At 74.5% G+C, this 24,031-nt stretch carries 17 protein-coding genes; 1 reads left to right on the top strand and 16 read right to left on the bottom strand.

The window, feature by feature from the left end; all coding sequences use genetic code 11:
• Positions 1-23 precede the first annotated feature (23 nt).
• From ACF08D_RS02255 to ACF08D_RS02245, 3 genes are all read right to left on the bottom strand, one after another.
• A complete protein-coding gene (locus ACF08D_RS02255) occupies positions 24-3,392 on the bottom strand; it encodes an aminotransferase class I/II-fold pyridoxal phosphate-dependent enzyme (protein WP_392221187.1) in 3,369 nt (1,122 codons plus the stop codon).
• Between the two features lie 50 nt (positions 3,393-3,442).
• Complete coding sequence (locus ACF08D_RS02250; protein ID WP_392220595.1) at positions 3,443-4,384, bottom strand: NAD-dependent epimerase/dehydratase family protein; 942 nt, start codon at positions 4,382-4,384, stop codon at positions 3,443-3,445.
• A 104-nt stretch (positions 4,385-4,488) separates the two neighbouring features.
• On the bottom strand, positions 4,489-6,831 hold the full coding sequence (locus ACF08D_RS02245) for a phosphoketolase family protein (RefSeq protein WP_392220594.1): 2,343 nt from the start codon (positions 6,829-6,831) through the stop codon (positions 4,489-4,491).
• Positions 6,832-7,065: 234 nt separating this feature from the next.
• Between ACF08D_RS02245 and ACF08D_RS02240 the strand changes: the two genes are divergently transcribed.
• Positions 7,066-7,716, top strand: coding sequence for a phosphoribosyltransferase (locus ACF08D_RS02240; RefSeq protein ID WP_392220593.1), 651 nt, complete (start codon positions 7,066-7,068; stop codon positions 7,714-7,716).
• Positions 7,717-7,737: 21 nt separating this feature from the next.
• Here ACF08D_RS02240 and ctaD read toward each other — a convergent pair whose 3' ends face one another.
• The 13 genes from ctaD to ACF08D_RS02175 all read right to left on the bottom strand — a co-directional run bounded on the left by ctaD (position 7,738) and on the right by ACF08D_RS02175 (position 23,858).
• On the bottom strand, positions 7,738-9,489 hold the full coding sequence (gene ctaD / locus ACF08D_RS02235; RefSeq protein ID WP_392220592.1) for a cytochrome c oxidase subunit I: 1,752 nt from the start codon (positions 9,487-9,489) through the stop codon (positions 7,738-7,740).
• 167 nt (positions 9,490-9,656) lie between these two features.
• The gene (locus tag ACF08D_RS02230; RefSeq protein ID WP_392220591.1) at positions 9,657-11,813 is read right to left on the bottom strand and encodes a xanthine dehydrogenase family protein molybdopterin-binding subunit; all 2,157 of its coding nucleotides are present in this window, start codon (positions 11,811-11,813) and stop codon (positions 9,657-9,659) included.
• 59 nt (positions 11,814-11,872) lie between these two features.
• Complete coding sequence (locus ACF08D_RS02225) at positions 11,873-12,868, bottom strand: FAD binding domain-containing protein (RefSeq protein WP_392220590.1); 996 nt, start codon at positions 12,866-12,868, stop codon at positions 11,873-11,875.
• Positions 12,865-13,431 (bottom strand): (2Fe-2S)-binding protein, encoded by a 567-nt coding sequence (locus tag ACF08D_RS02220; protein ID WP_392220589.1) that lies wholly within the window; start codon positions 13,429-13,431, stop codon positions 12,865-12,867. The genes ACF08D_RS02225 and ACF08D_RS02220 overlap by 4 nt, the downstream gene beginning before the upstream one ends.
• Positions 13,431-13,910, bottom strand: a complete 480-nt coding sequence (locus tag ACF08D_RS02215; protein WP_392220588.1) for a DUF5709 domain-containing protein — start codon at positions 13,908-13,910, stop codon at positions 13,431-13,433. Before ACF08D_RS02215 ends, ACF08D_RS02220 begins: the two co-directional genes overlap by 1 nt.
• Positions 13,911-14,023: 113 nt before the next feature.
• Positions 14,024-14,194, bottom strand: coding sequence for a hypothetical protein (locus tag ACF08D_RS02210; protein WP_392220587.1), 171 nt, complete (start codon positions 14,192-14,194; stop codon positions 14,024-14,026).
• A 231-nt stretch (positions 14,195-14,425) separates the two neighbouring features.
• Positions 14,426-15,526 carry a glutamate--cysteine ligase gene (locus ACF08D_RS02205; protein WP_392220586.1) on the bottom strand — a complete coding sequence of 367 codons (1,101 nt, stop codon included), beginning with the start codon at positions 15,524-15,526 and terminating at the stop codon, positions 14,426-14,428.
• Positions 15,527-15,692: 166 nt separating this feature from the next.
• The gene (locus ACF08D_RS02200) at positions 15,693-16,916 is read right to left on the bottom strand and encodes a GNAT family N-acetyltransferase (protein WP_392220585.1); all 1,224 of its coding nucleotides are present in this window, start codon (positions 16,914-16,916) and stop codon (positions 15,693-15,695) included.
• Positions 16,917-17,051: 135 nt separating this feature from the next.
• Complete coding sequence (locus ACF08D_RS02195) at positions 17,052-18,191, bottom strand: XdhC family protein (RefSeq protein ID WP_392220584.1); 1,140 nt, start codon at positions 18,189-18,191, stop codon at positions 17,052-17,054.
• A 51-nt stretch (positions 18,192-18,242) separates the two neighbouring features.
• Positions 18,243-19,685 carry an NCS2 family permease gene (locus tag ACF08D_RS02190; protein ID WP_392220583.1) on the bottom strand — a complete coding sequence of 481 codons (1,443 nt, stop codon included), beginning with the start codon at positions 19,683-19,685 and terminating at the stop codon, positions 18,243-18,245.
• Between the two features lie 245 nt (positions 19,686-19,930).
• On the bottom strand, positions 19,931-22,339 hold the full coding sequence (gene pucD / locus ACF08D_RS02185; RefSeq protein WP_392220582.1) for a xanthine dehydrogenase subunit D: 2,409 nt from the start codon (positions 22,337-22,339) through the stop codon (positions 19,931-19,933).
• Between the two features lie 5 nt (positions 22,340-22,344).
• The gene (locus tag ACF08D_RS02180; protein ID WP_392220581.1) at positions 22,345-22,965 is read right to left on the bottom strand and encodes a (2Fe-2S)-binding protein; all 621 of its coding nucleotides are present in this window, start codon (positions 22,963-22,965) and stop codon (positions 22,345-22,347) included.
• Between the two features lie 2 nt (positions 22,966-22,967).
• The gene (locus ACF08D_RS02175) at positions 22,968-23,858 is read right to left on the bottom strand and encodes an FAD binding domain-containing protein (RefSeq protein ID WP_392220580.1); all 891 of its coding nucleotides are present in this window, start codon (positions 23,856-23,858) and stop codon (positions 22,968-22,970) included.
• Between the last annotated feature and the right edge of the window lie 173 nt (positions 23,859-24,031).

The following is a 24,031-nucleotide window of genomic DNA, read 5'->3' as shown; positions in this document are numbered from 1 at the left end:
CCCCTCGGCCGGCCCCCGCCACCTCAGCCGGCCGCCGCCACCTCCTCGGCCAGGATCGCCACCGCCCGGCGGACGTCCTCCTCGCGGTGCTCGCTGGTGACGAAGAACCGCAGTCGCGCCTGCCCCTCCTCCACGGCGGGGTGGAAGATCGGGTCCACGACGACCCCCCGCGCGAACAGCCGGTCCGCGACGCGCAGGGTCCGGGCGGAGTCGCCCAGCAGCACCGGCACGATGGGCGTGTGGGCGCTGGAGCCGGTGTCCAGCCCGGCCCCGGCCGCCAGGGCCAGGAACAGCTCCGCGTTGCGCCGCAGGGCGCGCACCCGGTCCGGTTCGGCGGCGATCAGCTCCGTGGCGGCCAGCGCGGCCGCCGCGTTGGCCGGGGTGAGGCCGACGCTGTAGACGAAGCCGGGCAGGGTGTGCCGGAGCCAGCGCACCGCGCGGGCCGATCCGCCGAGGTAGCCGCCGCAGCTCGCGAACGCCTTGGAGAGGGTGCCCATCCACACGTCCACCCCGGACCGGTCGACCCCGTAGAACTCCCCCACGCCCCGGCCGGTCCCGCCCACCGTCCCGATGCTGTGCGCCTCGTCGACCATCAGCAGCGCGCCGTACCGCTTCTTCAGCGCGATCACGGCCGGCAGGTCCACCAGGTCCCCGTCCATGCTGTACGCCCCCTCGACGGCGATCAGCACCCGCCGGAACCGGGGGCGGTTGAGCCGCAGCAGGTGGTCCAGGTGCCCGGGGTCGTTGTGCGCGAACGGCCGCCGCGCCGCTCCGGAGAGGGCGCAGCCCTGGAGGATGCTGTCGTGGGCGAGCGCGTCGTGCAGGACGAGGTCCCCGGGGCCGACGAGGTGCCCGATCGCGGTCACATTGGTGGCGTGGCCGCTCACCAGCGCCAGGCAGTCCGGTACGCCCAGGAACGCGGCGAGCGCACGCTCCAGACGTACCGTCAGGTCGCGCTCGCCCGACAGGGCGCGGCTCGCGGAGACCGAGGTGCCGTAGCGCTCGATCGCCCGGTGCGCCGCCGCGTCGACCGCCGGATGGCCGGACAGGCCCAGGTAGTTGTAGCTGCCGAAGGACAGGTAGGACCGGTCGCCTATCACCGTCGTGTCGCGGATGGTGCCCCGGTGGACCCGGAAGTACGGGAAGTCCGCGCCGCTCGCGGTGACCGCGCCCAGCCGGTCCTCGAACTCCCGGACCTCGGGGAAGCCGTCGATGCCCGCATCCGCCCCGCCGGGGCCGGCGGCCGGTGCGTACGCCGGTACGGGCTCGGGCTCGGGTTCGGGCTCGGGTATGGACTCCGGTACGGGTGCGGACGGCCGGGCGCCGTGCGGTGCGGCCAGCGCGATCAGCCGGGCGACGGTGAGGCCCGGGGCGTACATCTCACCGGCGGTCTCCTCGGTGCGGAAGCCCGGTACGCGGCCGGCGATACCGGACTCCAGTTCGTGCAGCATCAGGGAGTCGAAGCCGAGGTCGGCCACCAGGGACATCCGCTCGCTCAGCTCGGTGAGCGGGAAGACCCCGACGCGGGAGACCTCTTCGAGCACGACGGACGCCGCGGACGTGGAGGACACCGCGGGCGCGGTGGAGGCGGGCCGCGGTGCCGGTACGGCGGGCACGGCCTCCGCGCCGGGCGGGGGCTCGTGCGCCGCCTCGCGCGCGGCCTCGTCCACCACCCAGTGGCGGCGGGGCGCGAGCGGGCTCGGGGGCAGCGTGCACGGTGGCAGCCGCCCACCCGCGACCCCGGGGGCCGTACCCGCCCCGGCGCCCGCCTCGACGCCCGGGACGGCCGCCACGGCGCCCGGGCCAGCCGCCGGAGAGCCCGCCGCCAGCGCGTCCGCCGCCGCCCGCAGCGCGTCCCCGGCCCCGGCGGCGTCCTCCACCAGCACCGACAGCCGCTCCGGCAGGGCGGCCCGGCGGGCGAGGGTGTCCGCCACCCGGGCCGGCGGCGGCCGGTCCTCGTCCAGCACCCGGGCGAGGTCCCGGGCGTATCGCTCCAGCCCGGCGCGGTCCCCGGCGCTCAGCTCCAGCCGGTGCGGCCCGCCCGCCGGTACCGGGGGCGCGGGCTCCGCGGCGTACTCCTCCACCACGAGGTGCACCCCGGTGCCGCCGAAGCCGAAGGCGCTCACCCCGGCCCGGCGCGGCCGTCCGGCGGCCGGCCAGGGGACCGGCGCCCCGGGGACGGTGAGCCGCGCCGCCTCCAGCGCGGCGGGGTCGGCCGCGTCGAAGCCGGGCTGCGGCGGGACCACGCCCCGGTGCAGGGCCAGCACCGTCTTGATCAGCCCGGCGAGCCCGGCCGCGTTGAGCGCGTGCCCGACCACCGCCTTGACGGCCCCGAGCAGGGCGGGAGCGGCGTCCTCGCCGCGCAGTTCGCGCAGGACCCCGAGCTCGACCGGGTCGCCGACGGTGGTCCCGGTGCCGTGCGCCTCCAGGTAGTCCACCGCGCCGGGCGGCAGCCCCGCGTCCCGGTAGGCGCGGCGCAGTGCCCGCAGCTGGCCGGCGGCGCGCGGGTGCATCCCGCCGTGCACGGTGCCGTCGTTGGCGGTGCCGACGCCCCGGATCACCGCGTACACCCGGTCGCCGTCCGCGAGGGCGTCGGCCAGCGGGCGGAGCACCAGCATCCCGGCGCCCTCCCCCAGCACGAAGCCGTCGGCCTGCGCGCCGAACGGCAGGCACCGGCCGCTGCGGGAGATGGCGCCGATCCGGCACAGCCCCACCAGCAGGTCGGGGGTGATGTGGAGTTGGGCGCCGCCGGCGAGCGCGATGCGGCAGCGGCCGGCGCGCAGCGCGTGGACGGCGTTGGCGACCGCCATGAGGCCGCCGGAGCAGGCCGAGTCCAGGGCGTAGCTCTCGCCGTGCAGGTCGAGCACCGAACTGACGGTGTTGGGGCCCATGTTGAGCAGGAGGCCCGCCACCGAGGTGCCGTGCAGGCCGGGGACGGCCCGGGCTGCGCCGGTGAGGCCGGGGCCGGCCGCCCGGGTGCCGAACTCGCCCGCGGCCAGTTGCCGCATCCGTATCCGCAGGGTGCTGATCTCGCGGTAGCCGCTCTCGGTGAGCGAGGTGATGACCGAGGTCTCCTCGCGGTCGAAGCCGCCGGCCTCCCAGCCGGCGTCCTGGATCGCCTCGCGGGCGAGGTCGATCAGCAGCCGGGCCTGGGGGTCCATGGCGGCGGCCCGGCGCGGCGGGATGCCGTAGTGGGCGGCGTCGAAGCGGTCCACGTCGGGCAGCAGGGCCATGGTGTCGGTGTAGGCCGACGACGGGTCGCGGGGGTCGCCGCCGAGGAAGGGCCCGGTGAGCCACCGGGAGGCGGGGACGGGGGCGAACTGGGGTCGCGGCTCCCGCAGCAGCCGCCAGTACGCGGTGAGGTCGCGGGCGCCGGGGAAGCGGCACGCCATGCCGACGACGGCGATGTCGCCGGCATGGCCGTGCCGCGCGGTCGTGGTGGTCACCGGCCGTCGCCCAGCCGCTCACGCCACCAGGCGACCGTCTCGTCGATCTGCCGCTCCACCGGGGTGGCGCGGGTGGTGAAGGTGGCCTCCCAGGCGCTGGTGTCGACGACGAAGGGGCGGTCGAACTGGTAGCGGACCTCCCGCAGTTCGCGGATCATCGGGGAGACCAGGGAGAGCGCGCCGAGGAGCGGCGCGGGCAGCGCGCGCACCGGGACGGGCGCGGTGCCCGCCCGGGTGGCGAGGCGTTCGGTCATCTCGCGGGCGGACCGGGCGGGGGCGGTGGGGATGTGCCAGGCGCGGCCCCAGGCCCGTTCGTCGGTGGCGGCCTCGGCGAGGGCGGCGGCGACGTCGGGGAGGTAGGTCCAGCTGTGCGGGGCGTCGGGGTCGCCGAGCGTGGAGACCGGCTTGCCGCGCAGCAGCCGGGGCATCACCCGGCCGGCGAGGTGCCCGCCGTCGGTGACCCCGGGGCCGAAGAAGTCCGAGGCGCGTACCTCGACGGCCCTGATGCGGCCCTGGTCGTGCAGCGCGCGGGCCCGCTCCCAGACGGCGGCGCGCACCCGGCCCTTGGGTCCGGTCGCCGCGAGCGGCAGGTCCTCGGTCATGGGGCGGTCGACGGGGCCGTAGCCGTAGAGGTTGCCCAGCATGACGAGGACGGCGCCGGTGGCCTCGGCGGCGGCGCACAGCGAGGCGGCCAGTGGCGGCCAGTCGGCCGTCCAGCGGGGGTAGGGCGGTGCGGCGCAGCCGTGGAGGGCGGTGGCGCCGCGCACGGCCTCGGTGAGGCGCGCGGTGTCGGTGGCGTCGAGGGCGAGGTGTTCGATGCCGGGCTCGGGGCTCCGGCCGGTTCTGGTGATGACGCGTACGGAGTGTCCCCGCCCGGCGAGCAGGCGTGCGGTGGTGGCCCCTGCGGGCCCGAAACCTATGACGACATGAAGGCTCACGCACGCACACTAACGCGCACGCTTGCTGACGCCGTGTCAAGGTCCTGTACGGGGGCCTGAATCAGGTGGTGGTCCGCCGCCGGGGCCGGGGCGGGGGCGCGTCCTCACGGCTGCCACTTCCAGTCGGTGATCTCGGCCGGGTCGACCCCGGTGCGGCGCAGCTCGGCGCGGAGCCGGTCGCGGTGGCGGGCGTAGGCGGCGGCGAGGTCGCCGGTGGCGCCGGGCCGGCCGTGCAGGTGGCGGAGCGCGGTGATGGCGAGGTCGTGCCGGGAGACGCCGTTGCTGGCGAGGAGGTCGTACGGGGTGGTCGTGGTGCCCTCCTCGACGTAGCCGCGGACGTGGAAGCGCTCGGGGTGCGGGCGGCCGTGCAGCAGTTGGTGGACGGCGGCCGGGTAGCCGTGGAAGTCGAACACGACGTGCGTGTCGGTGCCGAACAGCTCCCGGAAGTCGGCGTCCGGCATGCCGTGCGGGTGCCGGTCCGGCGGGGCCAGGACGCACAGGTCCACCACGTTGACGACCCGCACCCGCGCGTCCGGCAGGTCCTGGCGCAGCAGGTCGGCGGCGGCCAGGGTCTCGACGGTGGGGATGCCGCCCGCGCAGGCGAGGACGATCTCGGGGTCCTCGCCGCCGGCGGTGGAGGCCCAGCGCCAGGTGGAGGCGCCGGCGGCGCAGTGCCGCCGGGCGTCGGCCAGGCCGAGCCACTGGGCGGCGGTGTGCTTGCCCGCCACGACGAGGTTGATCCTGCCGGTGTCGGCGAGCAGCCGCTCCATGGTGACGAGGAGCGTGTTGGCGTCGGGCGGGAGGTGGACGCCGGTGACGCTGCTCTTCTTGGTGAGCAGGTTGTTGATGAAGCCGGGGCCCTGGTGGCTGTAGCCGTTGTGCTCCTGGCGCCAGCCCTCGCTGGTCAGCAGGTAGGTGAGGCTGCTGACGGGGGTGCGCCAGGGCACCTCCTGGGACATCTTGAGCCACTTCGCGTACTGGTTGAGCATGCTGTCGACGACGGAGGCGAACGCCTCGTACGTCGGGAAGAGGCCGTGGCGGCCGGTCTGGAGGTAACCCTGCAGCCAGCCCTGGCAGTTGTGCTCGGACAGCACCTCCATCACGCGCCCGTCGCGGGCGAGGTCCTCGGCGTACTCCTCGACGGGCCAGGCGTAGGCGCGGCCGGTGGCGCCGAGGACGCTGTCGAGCTGGTTGGACGCCAGCTCGTCCGGGGACATGATGCGGAAGTCGCGGCCGGTCTCGGTGCGGTGCATGGTCTCGGTGAGCCAGGCGGCGAGGACCCGGTTGGGGCTGGCCGACGCGGTGCCGGGGCCCGCGCCGACGTCGACGGCGTACGGTTCGAGGGGCGGCAGGTCCAGGGGGCGGCGCAGGGCCCCGCCGTCGCCGGCCGGGTTCATCCCGATGCGCAGGCCGCCCTCGGGGCAGACGGCGAGGACGTGCGGGCGGGGGCGGCCGTCCTCGTCGAACAGCTCCTCGGGGCGGTAGGACCGCAGCCACTCCTCCAGCGCCTTGAACTGCTCGTCGTCGTCGTGGACGGCGGCCAGCGGGACCTGGTGGGCGTGGAAGGTGCCCTCGACGCGCCGCCCGCCGGCCTCGCGCGGGGCGCCCTGGCCCTTGAGGCTGCGCAGCACGAGGACCGGCCAGGCGGGGCGCTCGGGCGGGTCGCCCTCCCTGGCTCGGCGCTGGATGCCGGTGATGGCATCGTGGGCGTCGCGCACGGCGTCGGTGACCCTGCCGGGGTCCTCGGTGGCGTCGACGATCCTGGGGTCCCAGCCGTGGCCGCGGAAGAACGCGGTCAGCTCGTCGTCGGTCATGGTGGCGAAGAGCGTCGGGGAGGAGATCTTGTAGCCGTTGAGGTGGAGGACGGGCAGGACGGCGCCGCTGGTGGCGGGGTCGAGAAACTTGGTGGAGTGCCAGGCGCCGGCGGTGGGGCCGGTCTCGGCCTCGCCGTCGCCGACGATGCAGGCGACCAGCCGGCCGGGGGCGTCGAGGGCGGCGCCGAAGGCGGTGGACAGGGCGTAGCCCAGTTCGCCGCCCTCGTGGATGGTGCCGGGCACGGCGGGTGAGAGGTGGCTGGGGAAGCCGTCGGGGGCGCAGTAGCGCCGGGCGAGTTCCCGCAGGCCGTCCTCGGTGCGGGCGAGGGCCGGGTCGTGGTGCTCGTGGGTACCCTCCAGCCACAGGTTGGCGTGGTTGGCGGGGGCGCCGTGGCCGGGCCCGGTGACCAGGAGGACGTCCGCGCCGCGCTCGGTGACCAGGGCGTTGAGGGCGGTGTACACCATGGTGATGCCGGGGCACGATCCCCAGTGGCCGAGCAGCCGGGGCTTGAGGTGCTCTCGGCGCAGCGGCTCGCGGAGCAGGACGTTGTCCCGGAGGAAGATCAGCGCGGCGGCCACGTAGTCGGCCGCGCGGCGGTACGCCTCCTGGTTCGTACGGGTCTCCTGGTCCATCTGGCACCTTCCTGGGTACGCCGGCCTGCCACCTCTCCCGTTGCCGATACCCCGTGGCGCCGGTCCATGCGTACGGGTGCGGGCGGGTGTACGCCGGTCGGCCCCGCCCCGGCGGCGGGGGCCGGGGTCGGGGCGGGGCCGGGGCGGGACGACCGGCGCGGAGCGGGTACCCGGGCGGTCCGGGGGCGGCCGGTGCGGCCGTACCGGTGTGCGTGCTGGAAGCGAGGCGGGACGATGCGATTCCGGGACCGCGGGGAGGCCGGCCGTGAGCTGGCCGCCCGGTTCACCGAGTGGCGGCGGCAGGGCCGGCTGGACGACCCGGTCGTGCTGGGGCTGCCGCGTGGGGGCGTGCCGGTGGCGGCGGAGATCGCCGCGGCGCTGCACGCCCCGCTGGACGTGCTGGTCGTCCGCAAGATCGGCGCGCCGTACAACCCGGAGGTGGGCATAGGGGCCCTGGCCGGGGACCGGCCGCCGGTCTTCGACGAGCGGGCGCTGGCGGTGCTGGGGCTGGCGCCGGAGCGGCTGGCCGCGCGGGTCGAGGCGGAGCGGGCGGAGCTGCGCCGCCGGGAGGAGCTGTACCGGGGCGGCCGGCCCGCGCCCCGGCTGCGCGGGCGCACGGTCGTGGTGGTGGACGACGGGCTGGCCACGGGCGCCACGGCGCGGGCGGCGCTGCGGGCGGTACGGGCGTCGGGTCCGGCGCGGCTGCTGCTGGCGGTGCCGGTGTGCTCGGGCCAGGCGCTCACGGCGCTGCGCGGTGAGGCGGACGAGATCGTGTACCTGTACCAGCCGCCGTACTTCGAGGCCGTGGGCCAGTGGTACGACGACTTCGCGCAGCTCACGGACGCCGAGGTGGTACGGGCGCTGGCCACGACGCACGACGCGTAGCGCCGCCGGCCGGGGCCCGGCTCAGACGTGGCCCTCGCCGGGCTCGTCGGGGCTGCCGGGCGGGGAGGCGATGCCCCGGCCGGGTTCCACGACGTCCCGGCGGCCCCCCGTGTGGGCCTTCTCCGCGGCGGTGATCTCCGGGTGGTGCAGGTCGAAGGCGGGCGACTCGGAGCGGATGCGGGGCAGCGCGGTGAAGTTGTGGCGGGGCGGCGGGCAGGAGGTGGCCCACTCCAGGGAGCGGCCGTATCCCCAGGGGTCGTCCACGTCGATCCGCCGGCCGCTGGTGGCGGTCTTCCAGACGTTGTAGAGGAACGGGAGGGTGGACAGCCCGAGAAGGAAGGAGCCGACCGTCGACAGGGTGTTGAGGGCGGTGAAGCCGTCGGCGGCGAGGTAGTCGGCGTACCGCCGGGGCATGCCCTCGGCGCCCAGCCAGTGCTGGACGAGGAAGGTCATGTGGAAGCCGACGAGGAGGGTCCAGAAGTGGATCTTCCCCAGGCGTTCGTCCAGCATGGTGCCGGTCATCTTCGGCCACCAGAAGTGGAATCCGGCGAACATCGCGAACACCACGGTGCCGAAGACGACGTAGTGGAAGTGGCCGACGACGAAGTACGAGTCGGTGACGTGGAAGTCCATCGGGGGCGAGGCGAGGATCACCCCGGTGAGGCCGCCGAAGAGGAAGGTGACGAGGAAGCCGATGGCCCACAGCATCGGTGTCTCGAAGCTGAGCGAGCCGCGCCACAGGGTGCCGATCCAGTTGAAGAACTTCACCCCGGTCGGCACGGCGATCAGGAAGCTCATGAAGGAGAAGAACGGCAGCAGCACCGCCCCGGTGGCGAACATGTGGTGCGCCCACACGACCACCGACAGGCCGGTGATGGCGATGGTGGCGCCGACCAGCCCGATGTAGCCGAAGAGCGGCTTGCGGGAGAAGACCGGCAGGATCTCGGTCACCACGCCGAAGAACGGCAGCGCCAGGATGTAGACCTCGGGGTGGCCGAAGAACCAGAAGAGGTGCTGCCACAGCAGCGCCCCGCCGTTGGCGGCGTCGAAGATGTGGGAGCCGAAGCGGCGGTCGGCCTCCAGGCAGAGCAGCGCGGCGGCGAGCACCGGGAAGGCCAGCAGCACCAGGACCGAGGTGAGCAGGACGTTCCAGGTGAAGATCGGCATCCGGAACATCGTCATGCCGGGGGCGCGCATCCCGATGATGGTGGTGATGAAGTTGACCGCGCCGAGGATGGTGCCGAAGCCCGACAGCGCGAGCCCCATGATCCACAGGTCGCCGCCCAGGCTCGGGGTGCGTTCCAGGCTGTTGAGCGGCGCGTAGGCCGTCCAGCCGAAGTCGGCACTGCCGTCGGGGGTGAGCAGGCTGCCGACGACGATGAGGCCGCCGAAGAGGAACAGCCAGTACGAGAACATGTTCAGCCGGGGGAAGGCGACGTCCGGCGAACCGATCTGCAGCGGCATGACCGCGTTGGCGAACCCGGCGAAGGTGGGGGTGGCGAACAGCAGCAGCATCACGGTGCCGTGCAGGGTGAACGCCTGGTTGTACTGCTCCATGGAGATCAACTGCATACCGGGCCGGGCGAGTTCGGCCCGCATCACCAGGGCGAGCGCGCCGGCCAGGAGGAAGAAGCCGAACGACGTCGCCAGGTAGAGGTTCCCGATCTTCTTGTGGTCCGTCGTGGTCAGCCAGGCCACCACCACGCGGCCCCGCCCGCGCCGCGCCCGGGCGCCCGGTACCGGGGCGGCCGGCTCCGTCGTCGTCGTCACCATACGAATCCCTCGTCATCGACACGTACGAGCAGGACGCGCGGCAAAGTGCCCCCTTGCCGACCCCGGCACGCTATGCGGTCGCGGGGCGGCCGCCGGTGCTTTGGGTGCGCGCAGCGGCAGACGTCACTCGTATTGGCCAGCGGCGGGGGACCCGTGCCGGTGACGGGTCAGGCCAGGGCGGTCAGCACCCGGTCGGGGGTGAGGGGCAGTTCCCGGAAGCGGACGCCGGTGGCGTGGTGGACGGCGTTGGCGATGGCGGCCGGGGAGCCCACGGTGCCGATCTCCCCGATGCCCTTGCTGCCCATCGGGTTGAGGTGCGGGTCGTGCTCCTCCACCCAGTGCGCGTCGATGTCCGGCACGTCGGCGTGGCTCGGTACGTGGTAGGAGGCGAGGTCCCGTTCGGCGAAGTCCCCGGACGCCGGGTCGAGGGTGCTGTGCTCGGTCAGGGCCATCCCGAGCCCCATGACCATCCCGCCGATGAACTGGGAGCGGGCGGTACGGGGGTTGAGGATGCGCCCGGCCGCGTACACGCCGAGCATCCGGCGCACCCGGACCTCGCCGGTGACGGTGTCGACCCGCACCTCCGCGAAGTGGACGCCGAAGGCGTGCCGGGCGAAGGGCACGTCCCGGCCGGTCTCCTCGGTGGTGTCGGCGGACGCGGTCAGCCCCTCGGCGGGCAGCGGACCGGTGTGTCCGGCGAGCCGCCCGGCGAGGCGGCTGGCGGCGAGGTGGACGGCCCAGCCCCAGGAGGCCGTGCCCGACGAGCCGCCGGCGAGCGGGGCGGCGGGCAGCCGGGTGCTGCCGATGCCGATGATGACGGAGCCGACCGTCGTGCCGAGGGCCTCCGCGGCGATCTGGGCGAGGACGGTCCGGGCGCCGGTGCCGATGTCGGTGGCGTTGACGCGGACGTCGAAGCGGCCGTCGTGGAGCGCGGTGACGGAGGCGGTGGACGGCGAGACGAGGACCGGGTAGGTGGCCGCGGCCACGCCGGTCCCGGTGAGCCAGGTGCCCTCGCGGCGGACGGCGGGGCGGGGGTCGCGGTCGTTCCAGCCGAAGCGGCGGGCGCCCTCGCGCAGGCAGGCGGCCAGATTGCGGCTGCTGAAGGGCAGGCCGCTGTCCGGCTCGGTGGCGGGCTCGTTGCGCAGGCGCAGCTCGACGGGGTCGATGCCGAGGGCGCCGGCCAGTTCGTCCATGGCCGACTCCAGCGCGTACATCCCGGGTGCCTCGCCGGGGGCGCGCATCCAGGAGGGGCTGGGGACGTCGAGGGGGACGACCAGGTGGTCGGTGAGCCCGTGCGGCGAGGCGTACATGACGCGGGCGGGGACGCCCGCCTGCTCCACGAACTCCTTGACGTGCGAGGTGTGGGTGACGACCTCGTGGCCGACGCTGACGAGGGTGCCGTCCTGCGCGGCGCCCAGCCGGACGCGCTGGATCGTGGGCGCGCGGTGGCCGACCACGGCCGCCAGGTGGTTGCGCGGCAGGGCGAGTTTCACCGGCCGGCCGGTGTGGCGGGCGGCCATCGCGGCGAGGACCACGTGCGGGCGGGGGGTGCCCTTGGAGCCGAAGCCGCCGCCGACGTGCTCGGAGACCACGGTGACGCGGTCCTCGGGGAGGCCGAGGAGGGTGGCGAGGGCGGCGCGGACCGGCCCGGCGCCCTGGCTGGAGTCGTACACCGTCAGATGGGCGCCCTCCCCCTCGCCGTCCCAGCGGGCGAACGCGGCGTGCGGCTCCATCGGGTGGTTGTGCAGCGGCGGGACGCGGTAGGTCGCGTCGACCCGGACGGGCGCGGCGGCGAAGGCCGCCCCGGCGTCGCCGCGCTCGCGGTGGGCGGGCTGGCCGCCGTTGGCGAGGTCGGGCCGGTAGGCGGCCGGGTGGTCCGCGGTGAGCGTGACGTCGTGCGGTTCGGTGGCGTACGTGACGCGGACGGCCTCCGCCGTCTCCCGGGCGGCCTCGGGCGTGTCGGCGACGGCGAGGGCGACGTACCAGCCGCGGTGCGGCACGGCGGTGTCCTGGAGCACGGCGAGCGTGGGGTCGTCGGGCTCGCCGAGGCGGGGTGCCGTCCCGGGGGTGAGGACGGCGACGGCGCCGGGCACGGCGAGCGCGGCCGCGGTGTCCACGCCGGTGACCCGGCCGCGGGCGACGGTGGCGGGCACCGGCCAGGCGTAGGCGCAGTCGGGCGGGGTGTGCGCGTGCTCGGTGGCGTACCGGGCGGCGCCGGTGACCTTGTCGCGGCCTTCGAGGCGTTCGTGGGCCGCGCCGAGGGCGGGGGCGGGCGCCCCGGGCACCCGGACGTGGGTGGGGTACGTCGCGGTCTTGCGGTTCATCGCGGCCTCTCGGTCGTGGCGGCGGGCTCCCGGTGCATCGCGGTCTGCCGGGCGGGGCGTCAGGGCCGGGCGGCGGCGGCCAGGCCGGACAGGACGTCGCGGGCGAGGTTGCGGGCGAGCGGCACCTTGTAGGCGTTGTCCCGCAGGGGCCTGGCGGCGCCGAGTTCGGTCTCCACCGCGTGGGCGACGGCCTGCTCGGTGGGGGCGGTGCCCAGCAGGGCGGCCTCGGCGAGGCGGGCGCGCCACGGGCGGTGGGCGAGGCCGCCGAAGGCGAGGCGGACGTCGCGGACGGTGCCATCGGCGTCCAGGGCGAGGACGGCGGCCACGGAGGCGAGCGCGAAGGCGTACGAGGCGCGGTCGCGGGCCTTGCGGTACGCCGACACCCGGCCGTCCCCGCCGGGCGGCAGGACGACGGCGGTGATCAGCTCGCCCGGCCGGATGACGGTGTCGTCCTCCGGGTGGTCGCCGGGCAGCCGGTGGAAGCCGGTGACCGGCACGGACCGTTCGCCGCCGGGGCCGTGCAGCTCGACGGTGGCGTCGAGGGCGGCGAGGGCGACGGCCATGTCGGAGGGGTGGGTGGCGATGCAGTGCGGCGAGTGGCCGAGGACGGCGTGGTCGCGGTGGACGCCGTCGCGCGCGCCGCAGCCGGTGCCGGGCTCCCGCTTGTTGCAGGGCTTGGCGGTGTCCTGGAAGTAGGGGCAGCGGGTGCGCTGGAGGAGGTTCCCGCCGGTGGTGGCGATGTTCCGCAGCTGCCCGGACGCGCCGGCGAGCAGCGCCTGCGACAGGACGGGGTACCGGTCGCGCACCAGCGGGTGGGCGGCGAGGTCGCTGTTGCGCACGGTGGCGCCGACCCGCAGCGCGCCGCCGGGCAGCTCCTCGACGGTGTCGAGCGGCAGACGGCCGACGTCGACGAGCGTGCCGGGCGTCTCGACGCCGTGTTTCATCAGGTCGACGAGGTTGGTGCCGCCGGCGAGGTACCGGGCACCGGGGCGGGCCGCGTGGGCGGCCGTGGCCTCCTCGACGGTGCGGGCGCGGACGTACGCGTAGGGCTTCACCGGGTCACGTCCTCCACGGCGGCGACGATGTTGGGGTACGCCCCGCAGCGGCACAGGTTGCCGCTCATCCGCTCCCGGATCTCGGCGGGCGTCAGTTCCACGGGCCCCTGGCCGGACGGCCGCGCGGGGTCGGTGACGTGGGAGGGGTGCCCGGCGGCGGCCTCGGCGAAGACGCCGACGGCCGAGCACAGCTGGCCGGGGGTGCAGTACCCGCACTGGAAGGCGTCCCGGTCGAGGAATGCCTGCTGGACGGGGTGCAGCTCGCCGTCGGCCGCCAGGCCCTCCACGGTGATGACCTCCGACCCGTCCTGGGCGACCGCGAGCAGCAGGCAGCTGTTGGCGCGCCGCCCGTCGAGGAGGACCGTGCAGGCCCCGCACTGCCCGTGGTCGCAGCCCTTCTTGGCGCCGGTCAGCCCGAGGCGCTCGCGCAGCACGTCGAGGAGGGTGGCGCGGTGGTCGACCTCCAGCCGCCGGGGCTCGCCGTTCACCTGGAGGGTGACGGTGGAGCGGGTGGCGTCCGGGCCGCCGGCGGGCGCGGTCGTGTCGGTGGCGGCGGTGTCCATCAGCGGAGCTCGTCGCCCTCGTCGGGGACGGTGTGCATCGCCGCCTCCTCGGCGGACGCGGCGGCTCCGGCGATGCCGACGTCCCGGGCGACGACGTCCTTCTCGTCGTCCTCGCGCACGCCCTCGTCGGGGGCGACGAGGCGGCCGGAGCGCTCACGGCCGACCTGGTCGTCGATGGGCTCGCCGTCGCCGCCGGGGAGGTCGCCGATGCCGTTGGAGTCGTCGGGCTCCTGGAGGGCCGGGTCGGGCACCTCCTCCGACAGGCGCTGGTCCAGCGTCTCACCCTCGCGCTGCTCGCGTGCGGTCGTGCCGACGTGGTTGACGGCGAGGGGCCGCTCGGGCGGGGAATAGCCCTCGTCGTACGGGTCGGCCTCGCGGTCCGACAGCGTGTCCTCGGGGTCGAGGATGCCGTCGTCCTCCCGGCCCTCGGCGTCGTCCGGCTGGTAGACGTCGTCGCCCATCTCGTTCTCGGCTCCCATTGGCGTGGCTCCCGTCGTGCCGCTCCGGATCCTGTACGACTGATCGCGTATCCAGCCTGGATCAGGTCACACATCCCGGCATTCCGGGCGGCGCGGGGGTGCGGCGCCGGGGGCTACTCGGGCCGGCCGGGGGCCTCGTCCGGGTGGTGGGCGGGGGCGAGGAGCCGCTCGGCCTGCTGGTGGGTGATCTCGGCGAGCTTCCGGGCGTCGCCCAGTACGTCGCCGTGCTCCTCCACGAGCTGGTCGTAGATCGGGGACGCGGCGGGGGCGGGGCGGGTGAACACGTGCGGTGGCTCCTCGGGCGGTACGGCGACGGCGGCTGCGGCCACCGGACGGCAGGGCGGTGACGCACCGGGGCGGTCCCGGCGCCCCCGGCTCCTGCCCGCGACCCGCCGGTTCATGCCCTCCGGCCGCCGGGGCCCCGGCCGGGCGGGGGGGGTGGCCGGGTGGCCCGCCCGGGGGCCGGGTGGCCGGGCCGGGTGGCCGGCGGGCGCGGCCGAGTGGCCGTGCGCGGGTCAGCGCGGGCCCTCCTGGGTGCGGCGCACGCAGGCGGCGACGACCTCGCCGAGGCTCCCGGTGCGGCGCAGCAGCCCGCGCTGGACGCGGGCGCCGTTGCCCCCGGCGAGCAGCTCCGCGAGGCCCTGCCGGGCGAGGTCGAGGTCGCCGTTGTCGTCGAGGGCCTCCTCGGTGTGCGCGAGCAGCGCGTGCGCGACCGTGCGGGCGGGGGCGGGCCGCATGGTGAGCGGGTGCAGCAGCTCGCCGTCGACGCCGGAGCGGCCGGCCCGCCAGGCGGCGGCGCGCAGGACGCCGACGCCGTGGCCGGCGGGGGGCTCGCCCGCACGCCACCGGCGGGCCGCGGTGTCCACCAGGGCGCGGGTCAGGGCGGCGAGCAGGACGGTGGTGGACGCGTCGAGGCAGACGTCGGCGGCCCGGACCTCGACGGTCGGGTAGTGGCGGGAGAGCCGGGCGTCGTAGTAGACCATGCCCTCGTCGGGGAGGATGCCGGTGTCCAGCAGGTCCCGTACCCGCTGGTGGTAGCGGCGGGCCGAGCCGAACGGCTCGACCGGGCCCGAGGACGGCCAGCGGCTCCAGACCCGGGCGCGGTAGCTGTGGTAGCCGCTGTCCTGGCCCTGCCAGAAGGGCGAGTTGGCGCTCAGCGCGAGCAGCACCGGCAGCCAGGGCCGTATCCGGTCCAGCACGCCGACGCCCTCCTCGTCGGAGGTCACGGACACATGGACGTGGCAGCCGCAGGTGAGCTGTTCGAGGGCGGTGAGCCCGAACTGCTCCCGGATCCAGTGGTAGCGGGCGTCGCGGGTGAGGGCGGGGCCGGCGGGCAGCGGCGAGGTGGCCAGCGCGGCGACGGCGGCCCCCGCCTCGGCCGCGTGCCGCGCGGCCTCGGCCCGGCAGCGCTCGATCTCGGCGCCGAGCTCCTTCATACCGGTCTGCGGGTGGGTGGCGAACTCCACCTGCTGGCCGTGGAGTTCCTTGGTGAAGGCATGGGGGCGGCCCCGGCTGGCCCGGTCCGCGGCGGCGAGCAGGGCGGTGGCGACGGCGCGCGGCTCACCGCTCCGCGGGTCCACCAGGAGGAGTTCCTCCTCCACTCCGACAGTGCGCAACGGACAACCACCTCTCGGTCGCGTCCGCGGGGACGACGCGGGACGGCACGGGGCGCGGGACGGTGCGGGAACGCACCATCATCGCGGCTGGGCGGGCCCGGCGCACCGGTGCGCCGGGCTCCCGGCGGGGAAGTGGCGGGTTCCCGTCACCGGCCGGCCGCACCCGTCAGAACTCGTCCCCGGTGCCGGGCGCGAGGGCGGTGCGCAGGGCGGCGTCGAGGCGGGCGGCGGCGCCCTCGGTGTGCTCGGTGACCAGGCCCGCGCGGACCAGCGCCCCCACCTCCGTACCGCCCAGGTAGCAGGCGGCCAGGTCCCGGACGGCGAAGCTGAGGTCGGGGGCGTCGCCCGTCGGGGCGCAGGCCCGGGAGGCGGGATCCGCGGTGAGGCGGAAGCGCCCGGTGTTGGCGGGAAGGTGCTCGTCCTCGACGGCCAGGACGAGGTCGACGGGGGCGGCCCAGGCGCGGCCGGTGAGCGCCGCCGGGACGTCGACCAGCCGCACCCAGAGCCCCGGGTACCGTCCGGTGACCCGGACCTGGTCGCGGTCGGCGGCGAACAGCAGCAGCGGGTCGTCCACGGGCCGGCCCCAGGCGCGGACGGTGCCGGTGAGGTCGAGGGAGCACAGGTACCGCCAGAGGGCCGCCGCCCCGGCGGCGTCGTCCGCCTCCAGCTCGTCGACCCGGACGAGGCCGGGCCGGGCGGGGTCGTCGCCGCCGGACTTGGTGCGGTAGACCGCGTACCCGGCGAGGGGCTCGCCCTCGGCGCCCAGGGCGACGATCCGCGGCGGGGACAGCTCGTCGTCCTCCTCGTCCTCGTCCACCAGCCACTCGCCGGTCCAGCGCTCGGCGTCCCGGGCGATGCGGCCGGCCCGGGCTGCCCGGGTGGCGTCGAAGTACGGCCCGACGGCGGCGGGGGCGTCCGCCGGGTCGATCAGCCGCAGGGGGCGCTCGTCGGGCGGGAGGCGGAGGGCGAGCGGGCGCCGGGAGTCGATCTCGACGGTGAGGCCCTCGGTGGCGGGGCCGAAGCCGAAGCGGCCGTAGATGGCGTCCTCGGACGCCCAGAGCGCGGCGAGCGGCCGGCCGTGCCGCGTACCGCGCCGGAACAGCTCGGCGATCATCGCGGAGAGCACGCCCCGCCGGCGGTGGGTGGGCGCGACGGAGACGAAGGTGAGCCCGGGGCACGGCAGGTCGCCGCCGGGCACGGAGAGGCGGAAGCGGTGGGCGGCGAGGAAGCCGACCAGGGTGTCGCCGTCGTAGGCGCCGATCCGCTCGCAGCCGAGGACCAGCTCCCGGTGGTGCTTGCGCTTCTCCTCGCCGGGGTTGTCGTGGAAGACCAGGTACACGAGCTCCAAGGCCCGGTCGACATGGGCCTCGGGCACGTCGCGGATGTCCATGTCCCGGACTTTAGTCGCCGGATAACGGACAGGTCACGGGAGTTTCCCGGAGTCTTCTCCCGGGGGTTGTCCCCCGCCCCGTACGCCTCCGAGAGCCCGCGCCGGACGCTGGTCCTCGCCGGGGCACGGCGGCCGTCAGGCCACCGAGCCCAGGTGGCCGCGGCGGCCGGCGTCGGGGCCGTCGTGGTGGATGGGGGTGTGGGCGCCGGTCAGGGAGACCCCGCTGCCGCCGCGCCGGCTGGCGACGATCTCCGCGCCGATGGACAGCGCGGTCTCCTCCGGCGTGCGGGCGCCGAGGTCGAGGCCGATCGGGGAGCGCAGCCGGGCCAGCTCCCGTTCGGTGACGCCGACCTCGCGCAGCCGCTTGTTGCGGTCCTCGTGGGTGCGGCGGGAGCCCATCGCGCCGATGTACGCGACGGGAAGCTTCAGGGCCCGCTCCAGCAGGGGCACGTCGAACTTGGCGTCGTGGGTGAGCACGCACAGCACGGTGCGGCCGTCGACGGCGGTGCGCTCCAGGTACTCGTGCGGCCAGGCCACGACGACCTCGTCGGCCTCGGGGAAGCGGGCGGGGGTGGCGAAGACGGGGCGGGCGTCGCAGACGGTGACGTGGTGACCGAGGAACTTCCCCACGCGTACCAGCGCCGCCGCGAAGTCGATGGCGCCGAAGACGATCATGCGCGGGGCGGGGACGCTGGACTCGACCAGCAGGGTGAGCGGCTGCCCGCAGCGCGAGCCGTCCTCGCCGATGGTGACCGTGCCGGTGCGGCCGGCGTCGAGCATGGCGCCCGCCTCGGCCGCCGCGGTCCGGTCCAGCTCGGGGTGACCGCCGAGGCCGCCCTCGTAGGTCCCGTCGGGGTGGACGAGCAGGGCGCGGCCCATCAGGCCGGCCGGGCCCTCGGTGATCCGGGCCAGAGCCGCCGCCTCCCCTCCGGCGGCGGCTCCGAGGGCGGCGGGGTAGACCCCGCCGCGGACCGGGGTGACGAGGATGTCGATGATGCCGCCGCAGGTCAGACCGACCGCGAAAGCGTCCTCGTCGCTGTAGCCGAAGCGCTCCAGGACGGTTTCGCCGTCCTCCAGCGCCTGCCGGCACAGGTCGTACACGGCCCCCTCGACACATCCGCCGGAGACCGATCCGATCGCCGTGCCCTCGCTGTCGACGGCGAGCGCGGCGCCCGGCAGGCGGGGCGCGCTGCCGCCGACGGCCACCACGGTGGCGACGGCGAAGTCACGTCCCTGCTCGACCCACCGGTGAAGCTGCTCGGCGATGTCCAGCATGTCGGTCTCCTTACGGGTTCCTTGCGGATGCGGATGTGTGAGGGGGTCCCGTCAGTGCGCGGTACCCGTGGCGAAGTAGAAGATGAACACCGCGGACAGCACCCACATCAGGATGCTCGGCTCCCGCCACTTGCCCTGGGCCGCCTTGATGGCGCAGTAGGCGATGACGCCCGCGCCGACACCGGTGGTGATGGTGTACGTGAACGGCATCAGGACGATCGTCAGGAAGACGGGGACGGCGACGGACCAGTCGGTCCAGTCCACGTGCCGGGCGTTCTGGAGCATCATCGCGCCGATGACCACCAGGGCGGCCGAGGCGACCTGGCCCGGGACGAGCTGGGTGAGCGGGGTGAAGAACAGGCACGCGGCGAAGAACAGGCCGGTGACCGTGGCCGACAGGCCGGTACGCGCGCCTTCGCCGACGCCCGTGGCGGACTCGATGAAGACCGTCTGGCCGGAGGCTCCGGAGACACCGCCGATGGCACCGCCGGCGCCGTCGATGAACAGGGCCTTGCTGAGGCCGGGCATCCGGCCCTGGGCGTCGGCGAGCTTGGCCTCCTGGCCGACGGCGATGATCGTCGCCATGGCGTCGAAGAAGCCGGCCAGCACCAGGGTGAAGACGATCATCGAGACGGTGGTGTACCCGAGGTCCGACCAGCCGCCGAACTCGACCATGCCGAAGAGCGAGAAGTCCGGCATGGAGACCGGGCTGCCGTGCAGGACCGGCGGGGCGGCGCCCCACGCGGACTCCTTGATCAGCCCGGCGGCGGTGGCCGTGACCGAGATGATCGTGCCGACGACGATGCCGATCAGGATCGCGCCGGGGACCTTCCGCGCCTGGAGCATGAAGATCAGCAGCAGGGTGATGGAGAAGATCGCGACCGGCCAGCCGGTGAGCGAACCGCCGACACCGAGGGTGACGGGGCCGCCGGCCTCACCGGGGCCGACGAAGCCGGCCTTGACGAAGCCGATGATCGCGATGAAGAGGCCGATGCCCATCGTGATGCCGTGCTTCAGCGCCAGCGGGATGGCGTTCATGATGATCTCGCGGACACCGGTGACCACCAGGAGGCAGATCACCGCGCCGTAGATGACGCACATGCCCATGGCCTGTGCCCAGGACATGTCCGGGGCGACCTGCGTGGAGATGACGCCCGCGACGCTCAGGCCGGCCGCGAGGGCGAGCGGTACCTTGCCGATGAAACCCATCGCCAGCGTGGTGACCGCTGCGGCGAGAGCGGTGGCGGTGATGAGCGCGGGCTGGCTGAGCTTGTCGCCGTTCGCGTCGGGGCCGCCGAGCAGCAGCGGGTTGAGCAGGAGGATGTACGCCATGGCCATGAAGGTCGTGACGCCGCCGCGCACTTCCTTCGCGACCGTCGATCCTCTGTGGGTGATGTGAAAGTACCGGTCGAGCCAAGACCGTCCGGCGGGAACGCGGGAACCGGGTCCCGCGTCTTCGGCGACGGTCTTCGGCTCCACTGACGACTGGGTCATGGTGCCTACTCCCAAGGTTCAAAGGGGCACCCGCATGCCCGGGGGGCATAAGACTGCGGGATTTGGGATGGTGCGTGGGCTGCACGACCCGGGGGACGGCCCGAGACGAACGGGATGGTGCGGGGTTGAGCGGCTCTGCGTGGGGGACTGCGGGGGGACTGCGTGGGGGGGGGTGGGGGGATGCTCCGGGCGGTGCGGGCGGTGGAAGTGTGACGTTCCCGGGAGGCACGCACCGCCCGGAGGGCCTACAGGGTGCCGGTGAGGTGCTCGGGGCGTACCGGCGTCTTGTTCAGCTCCAGGCCCGTCGCGTTCCGGATCGCCGCGAGGACGGCCGGGGTGGACGACAGGGTCGGGGCCTCACCGATGCCGCGCAGGCCGTAGGGCGCGTGGTCGTCGGCGAGCTCGAGCACGTCGACCGGGATGGTCGGGGTGTCGAGGATGGTGGGGATCAGGTAGTCCGTGAAGGAGGGGTTGCGCACCTTCGCGGTCTTGGGGTCGACGACGATCTCCTCCATGACCGCGACGCCCAGGCCCTGGGTGGTGCCACCCTGGATCTGGCCGACGACGGACAGCGGGTTGAGGGCCTTGCCGACGTCCTGGGCGCAGGCCAGCTCGATGACCTTGACCAGGCCCAGCTCGGTGTCCACCTCCACGACCGCGCGGTGCGCGGCGAAGGAGTACTGGACGTGGCCGTTGCCCTGGCCGGTGCGCAGGTCGAAGGCCTCGGTGGGGCGGTGGCGCCACTCGGCCTCGATCTCCACGACCTCGTTCTCCAGGACGTCCACCAGGTCGGCGAGGACCTCGCCGCCGTCGGTGACGACCTTGCCGCCCTCCAGCAGGAGTTCGGCGGTCGCCCAGGCGGGGTGGTACGTGCCGAGCTTGCGGCGGCCGATCTCCAGGACCTTCTCGCGGACCAGCTCGCAGGAGTTCTTGACCGCGCCGCCGGTGACGTACGTCTGGCGGGAGGCCGAGGTGGAGCCGGCCGAGCCGACCTGGGTGTCGGCCGGGTTGATGGTCACCTGGGTGACACCGAGCTCGGTGCGGGCGATCTGGGCGTGGACGGTGATGCCGCCCTGGCCGACCTCCGCCATCGCGGTGTGGACGGTGGCGACGGCCTCGCCGTTGATGACCTCCATGCGCACCTTGGCGGTGGAGTAGTCGTCGAAGCCCTCGGAGAAGCCGACGTTCTTGATGCCGACCGCGTAGCCGACGCCCCGGACGACGCCCTCGCCGTGGGTGGTGTTGGACAGGCCGCCGGGCAGCGCGCGGACGTCGGCGCCCTCGGTGGACTCCCACTGGCGCTCGGGCGGCAGCGGGCGGGCCTTGATGCGGCGCAGCAGCTCGGCGACCGGGGCGGGCGAGTCGACCGGCTGGCCGGTCGGCATCAGCGTGCCCTGCTCCATGGCGTTCAGCTGACGCAGCTCGACCGGGTCCATGCCCAGCTTCGCCGCGAGCTTGTCCATCTGGGCCTCGTAGGCGAAGCAGGCCTGGACCGCGCCGAAGCCGCGCATGGCGCCGCAGGGCGGGTTGTTGGTGTAGAGGGCGACCGCCTCGATGTCGACGTCGTCGATGACGTACGGGCCGACGGCGAGCGAGGAGGCGTTGCCGACCACGGCCGGGGAGGCCGAGGCGTAGGCGCCGCCGTCCAGCACGATCCGGCACTTCATGTGCGTGATCTTGCCGTCCTTGGTGGCGCCGTGCTCGTACCAGAGCTTCGCCGGGTGGCGGTGCACATGGCCGAAGAAGGACTCGAACCGGTTGTAGACGATCTTCACCGGCTTGCCGGTGCGGAGCGCCAGCAGGCAGGCGTGGATCTGCATCGACAGGTCCTCGCGGCCGCCGAAGGCGCCGCCGACGCCGGAGAGCGTCATACGGACCTTCTCCTCGGGCAGGCCGAGGACGGGGGCGATCTGCTTGAGGTCGGAGTGCAGCCACTGGGTGGCGACGTAGAGGTCGACACCGCCGTCCTCGGAGGGCACGGCGAGGCCGGACTCGGGGCCGAGGAACGCCTGGTCCTGCATGCCGAAGACGTACTCGCCGGAGACGATCACGTCCGCCTTCTTGGCGGCCTCGTCGGCGTTGCCGCGGATGATCGGCTGGCGGTGCACGATGTTCGGGTGCGGGACGTGCCCGGCGTGGTGGTCGTCGCGGCCCGGGTGCAGCAGCGGCGCGCCGGGGGCGGTGGCGGAGGCCTCGTCGGTGACGACGGGCAGCTCCTTGTACTCCACCTTGATCTTCGCGGCGGCGCGGCGGGCGGTCTCGGGGTGGTCGGCGGCGACCAGGGCGACGGGCTCGCCGTGGTGGCGTACCCGGCCGTGGGCGAGGACCGGGGTGTCCTGGATCTCCAGGCCGTAGTTCTTCACCTCGGTGGGCAGGTCCTCGTAGGTGAGGACGGCGTAGACGCCGGCCTGGGCGAGGGCCTCGGAGGTGTCGATGGAGACGATCTCGGCGTGGGCGACCGTGGAGCGCAGGATCTGGCCCCACAGCATGTCCTCGTGCCACATGTCCGAGGAGTACGCGAACTCGCCGGTGACCTTCAGGGTGCCGTCGGGGCGCAGCGTGGACTCGCCGATGCCGCCCTTCGTCTGGGAGCCCTGGGTGACCTTCGTGGGAGTGCCGGCCGGTGCGGCGGCGACTCGGGAATTGACTGCCATCGGGGTCAGACCGCCTCTCCCTGACGTGCCGCCGCCAGGCGGACCGCGTCCAGGATCTTCTCGTAGCCGGTGCAGCGGCAGAGGTTGCCGGAGAGCGCCTCGCGGATGTCCTCGTCGGACGGGGAGGGGTTGCGCTCCAGCATCTCGTCGGCCGCGACGAGCAGGCCGGGGGTGCAGAAGCCGCACTGCACGGCGCCCGCGTCGATGAAGGCCTGCTGGATCGGGGAGAGCTCGGTGCCCTCGCCGGTCTGGGAGTCGGAGACTCCGTCGGCAGGGCGAGCGGACCAGCCGTGGGCCTCCTGGAGGGAGGTGCCGGGCTTGCCGTCGGCGGAGCCGCAGGCGCCGGTACCGCACGCGCCGCTGTGCTCGGCACGCTGCTTGGCGAAGTCGGCGAGGCCCTCGACGGTGACGACCTCGCGGCCCTCGACCTGGCCGGCGGCCACGAGGCAGGAACAGACCGGGACGCCGTCCAGGCGGACGGTGCAGGAGCCGCACTCGCCCTGCTCACAGGCGTTCTTCGAGCCGGGCAGGCCCAGGCGCTCGCGGAGGACGTAGAGGAGGGACTCGCCCTCCCAGACGTCGTCGGCCTCCTGGGGACGTCCATTGACCGTGAAATTGACGCGCATCGTTATGCAGCTCCTTCAAGGGTGCGGCCGGTGCCGCGGTACTGCTCCCAGGTCCAGCCGAGCGTGCGGCGCGCCATGATGCCGACCGCGTGACGGCGGTACTTGGCGGTGCCCCGCACGTCGTCGATCGGGTTGCAGGCGCCGGAGGCGAGCTCGGCGAACTGCTTGGCGATCGAGGGAGTGATGATCCTGCCGCTCTCCCAGAAGCCGCCCTCGTCGAGCGCGGCGTTCAGGAATTCCTCGGCCTCCTTCGCCCGGACGGGCGTGGGGGCGGCCGAGCCGATGCCGGTCCGTACGGTCCGGGTCTCGGGGTGCAGCGCGAGACCGAACGCGCACACCGCGATCACCATCGCGTTCCGGGTACCCACCTTGGAGTACTGCTGCGGCCCGTCGGCCTTCTTGATGTGCACGGTCTTGATGAGCTCGTCGGGCTGGAGCGCGTTGCGCTTCACCCCGGTGTAGAACTCGTCGATCGGGATGAAGCGGGAGCCGCGGACCGACTCCACCTCCACCTCGGCACCGGCCGCCAGCAGGGCGGGGTGCGCGTCGCCGGCCGGGGACGCCGTTCCCAGGTTGCCGCCGACACCGCCGCGGTTGCGGATCTGCGGCGAGGCCACGGTGTGCGAGGCGAGCGCCAGGCCGGGCAGTTCGGCCCGCAGGTGCTCCATGATCTGGGTGTACGGGACGGAGGCGCCCAGCCGGACGTTCTCCTCGCCGACCTCCCACTCGCGGAGCAGCTCGATGCGGTTCAGGTCCAGGAGGTACTCGGGCCGTCGGTGGTCGAAGTTGATCTCGACCATGACATCGGTGCCACCCGCGATGGGCACAGCCGTGGGGTGCTCGGCCTTCGCGGCGAGCGCCTCCTCCCAGCTGGCGGGGCGAAGGAAGTCCATGAGTGGCTCTCTTCTGTGATCCGGTGATCACTGGCCCGGCTGGGTGATCGAGGCGATCGACTCGCTCCGGGTGCCGTGTGATCAGTTGCTTCGCTGGGGCTCGGGGGACGGCCGGCCCATCTTCGATTTCATGTTCACGTGCTGTTAACGCGTTGTGGCCCAAGTACACCCAG

The organism is Streptomyces sp. NPDC015131 (genome assembly GCF_043079975.1).
GTDB lineage: Bacteria > Actinomycetota > Actinomycetes > Streptomycetales > Streptomycetaceae > Streptomyces.
The sequence above is the reverse complement of the archived record's forward strand: the minus strand, read 5'-3'. Positions and strand labels throughout refer to the sequence as shown.

What these genes read in the sequence shown, in the direction of transcription:
- ACF08D_RS02255 (WP_392221187.1), bottom strand. Translation starts at nt 3,392, where the DNA reads ATGGCGTGCCGCTTCCCCGGCGCCCGCGACCTCACCGCGTACTGGCGG.
- ACF08D_RS02245 (WP_392220594.1), bottom strand. Translation starts at nt 6,831, where the DNA reads ATGGACCAGGAGACCCGTACGAACCAGGAGGCGTACCGCCGCGCGGCC.
- ACF08D_RS02240 (WP_392220593.1), top strand. Translation starts at nt 7,066, where the DNA reads ATGCGATTCCGGGACCGCGGGGAGGCCGGCCGTGAGCTGGCCGCCCGG.
- ctaD (WP_392220592.1), bottom strand. Translation starts at nt 9,489, where the DNA reads ATGGTGACGACGACGACGGAGCCGGCCGCCCCGGTACCGGGCGCCCGG.
- ACF08D_RS02230 (WP_392220591.1), bottom strand. Translation starts at nt 11,813, where the DNA reads ATGAACCGCAAGACCGCGACGTACCCCACCCACGTCCGGGTGCCCGGG.
- ACF08D_RS02220 (WP_392220589.1), bottom strand. Translation starts at nt 13,431, where the DNA reads ATGGACACCGCCGCCACCGACACGACCGCGCCCGCCGGCGGCCCGGAC.
- ACF08D_RS02215 (WP_392220588.1), bottom strand. Translation starts at nt 13,910, where the DNA reads ATGGGAGCCGAGAACGAGATGGGCGACGACGTCTACCAGCCGGACGAC.
- ACF08D_RS02200 (WP_392220585.1), bottom strand. Translation starts at nt 16,916, where the DNA reads ATGGACATCCGCGACGTGCCCGAGGCCCATGTCGACCGGGCCTTGGAG.
- ACF08D_RS02195 (WP_392220584.1), bottom strand. Translation starts at nt 18,191, where the DNA reads ATGCTGGACATCGCCGAGCAGCTTCACCGGTGGGTCGAGCAGGGACGT.
- ACF08D_RS02190 (WP_392220583.1), bottom strand. Translation starts at nt 19,685, where the DNA reads ATGACCCAGTCGTCAGTGGAGCCGAAGACCGTCGCCGAAGACGCGGGA.
- pucD (WP_392220582.1), bottom strand. Translation starts at nt 22,339, where the DNA reads ATGGCAGTCAATTCCCGAGTCGCCGCCGCACCGGCCGGCACTCCCACG.
- ACF08D_RS02180 (WP_392220581.1), bottom strand. Translation starts at nt 22,965, where the DNA reads ATGCGCGTCAATTTCACGGTCAATGGACGTCCCCAGGAGGCCGACGAC.
- ACF08D_RS02175 (WP_392220580.1), bottom strand. Translation starts at nt 23,858, where the DNA reads ATGGACTTCCTTCGCCCCGCCAGCTGGGAGGAGGCGCTCGCCGCGAAG.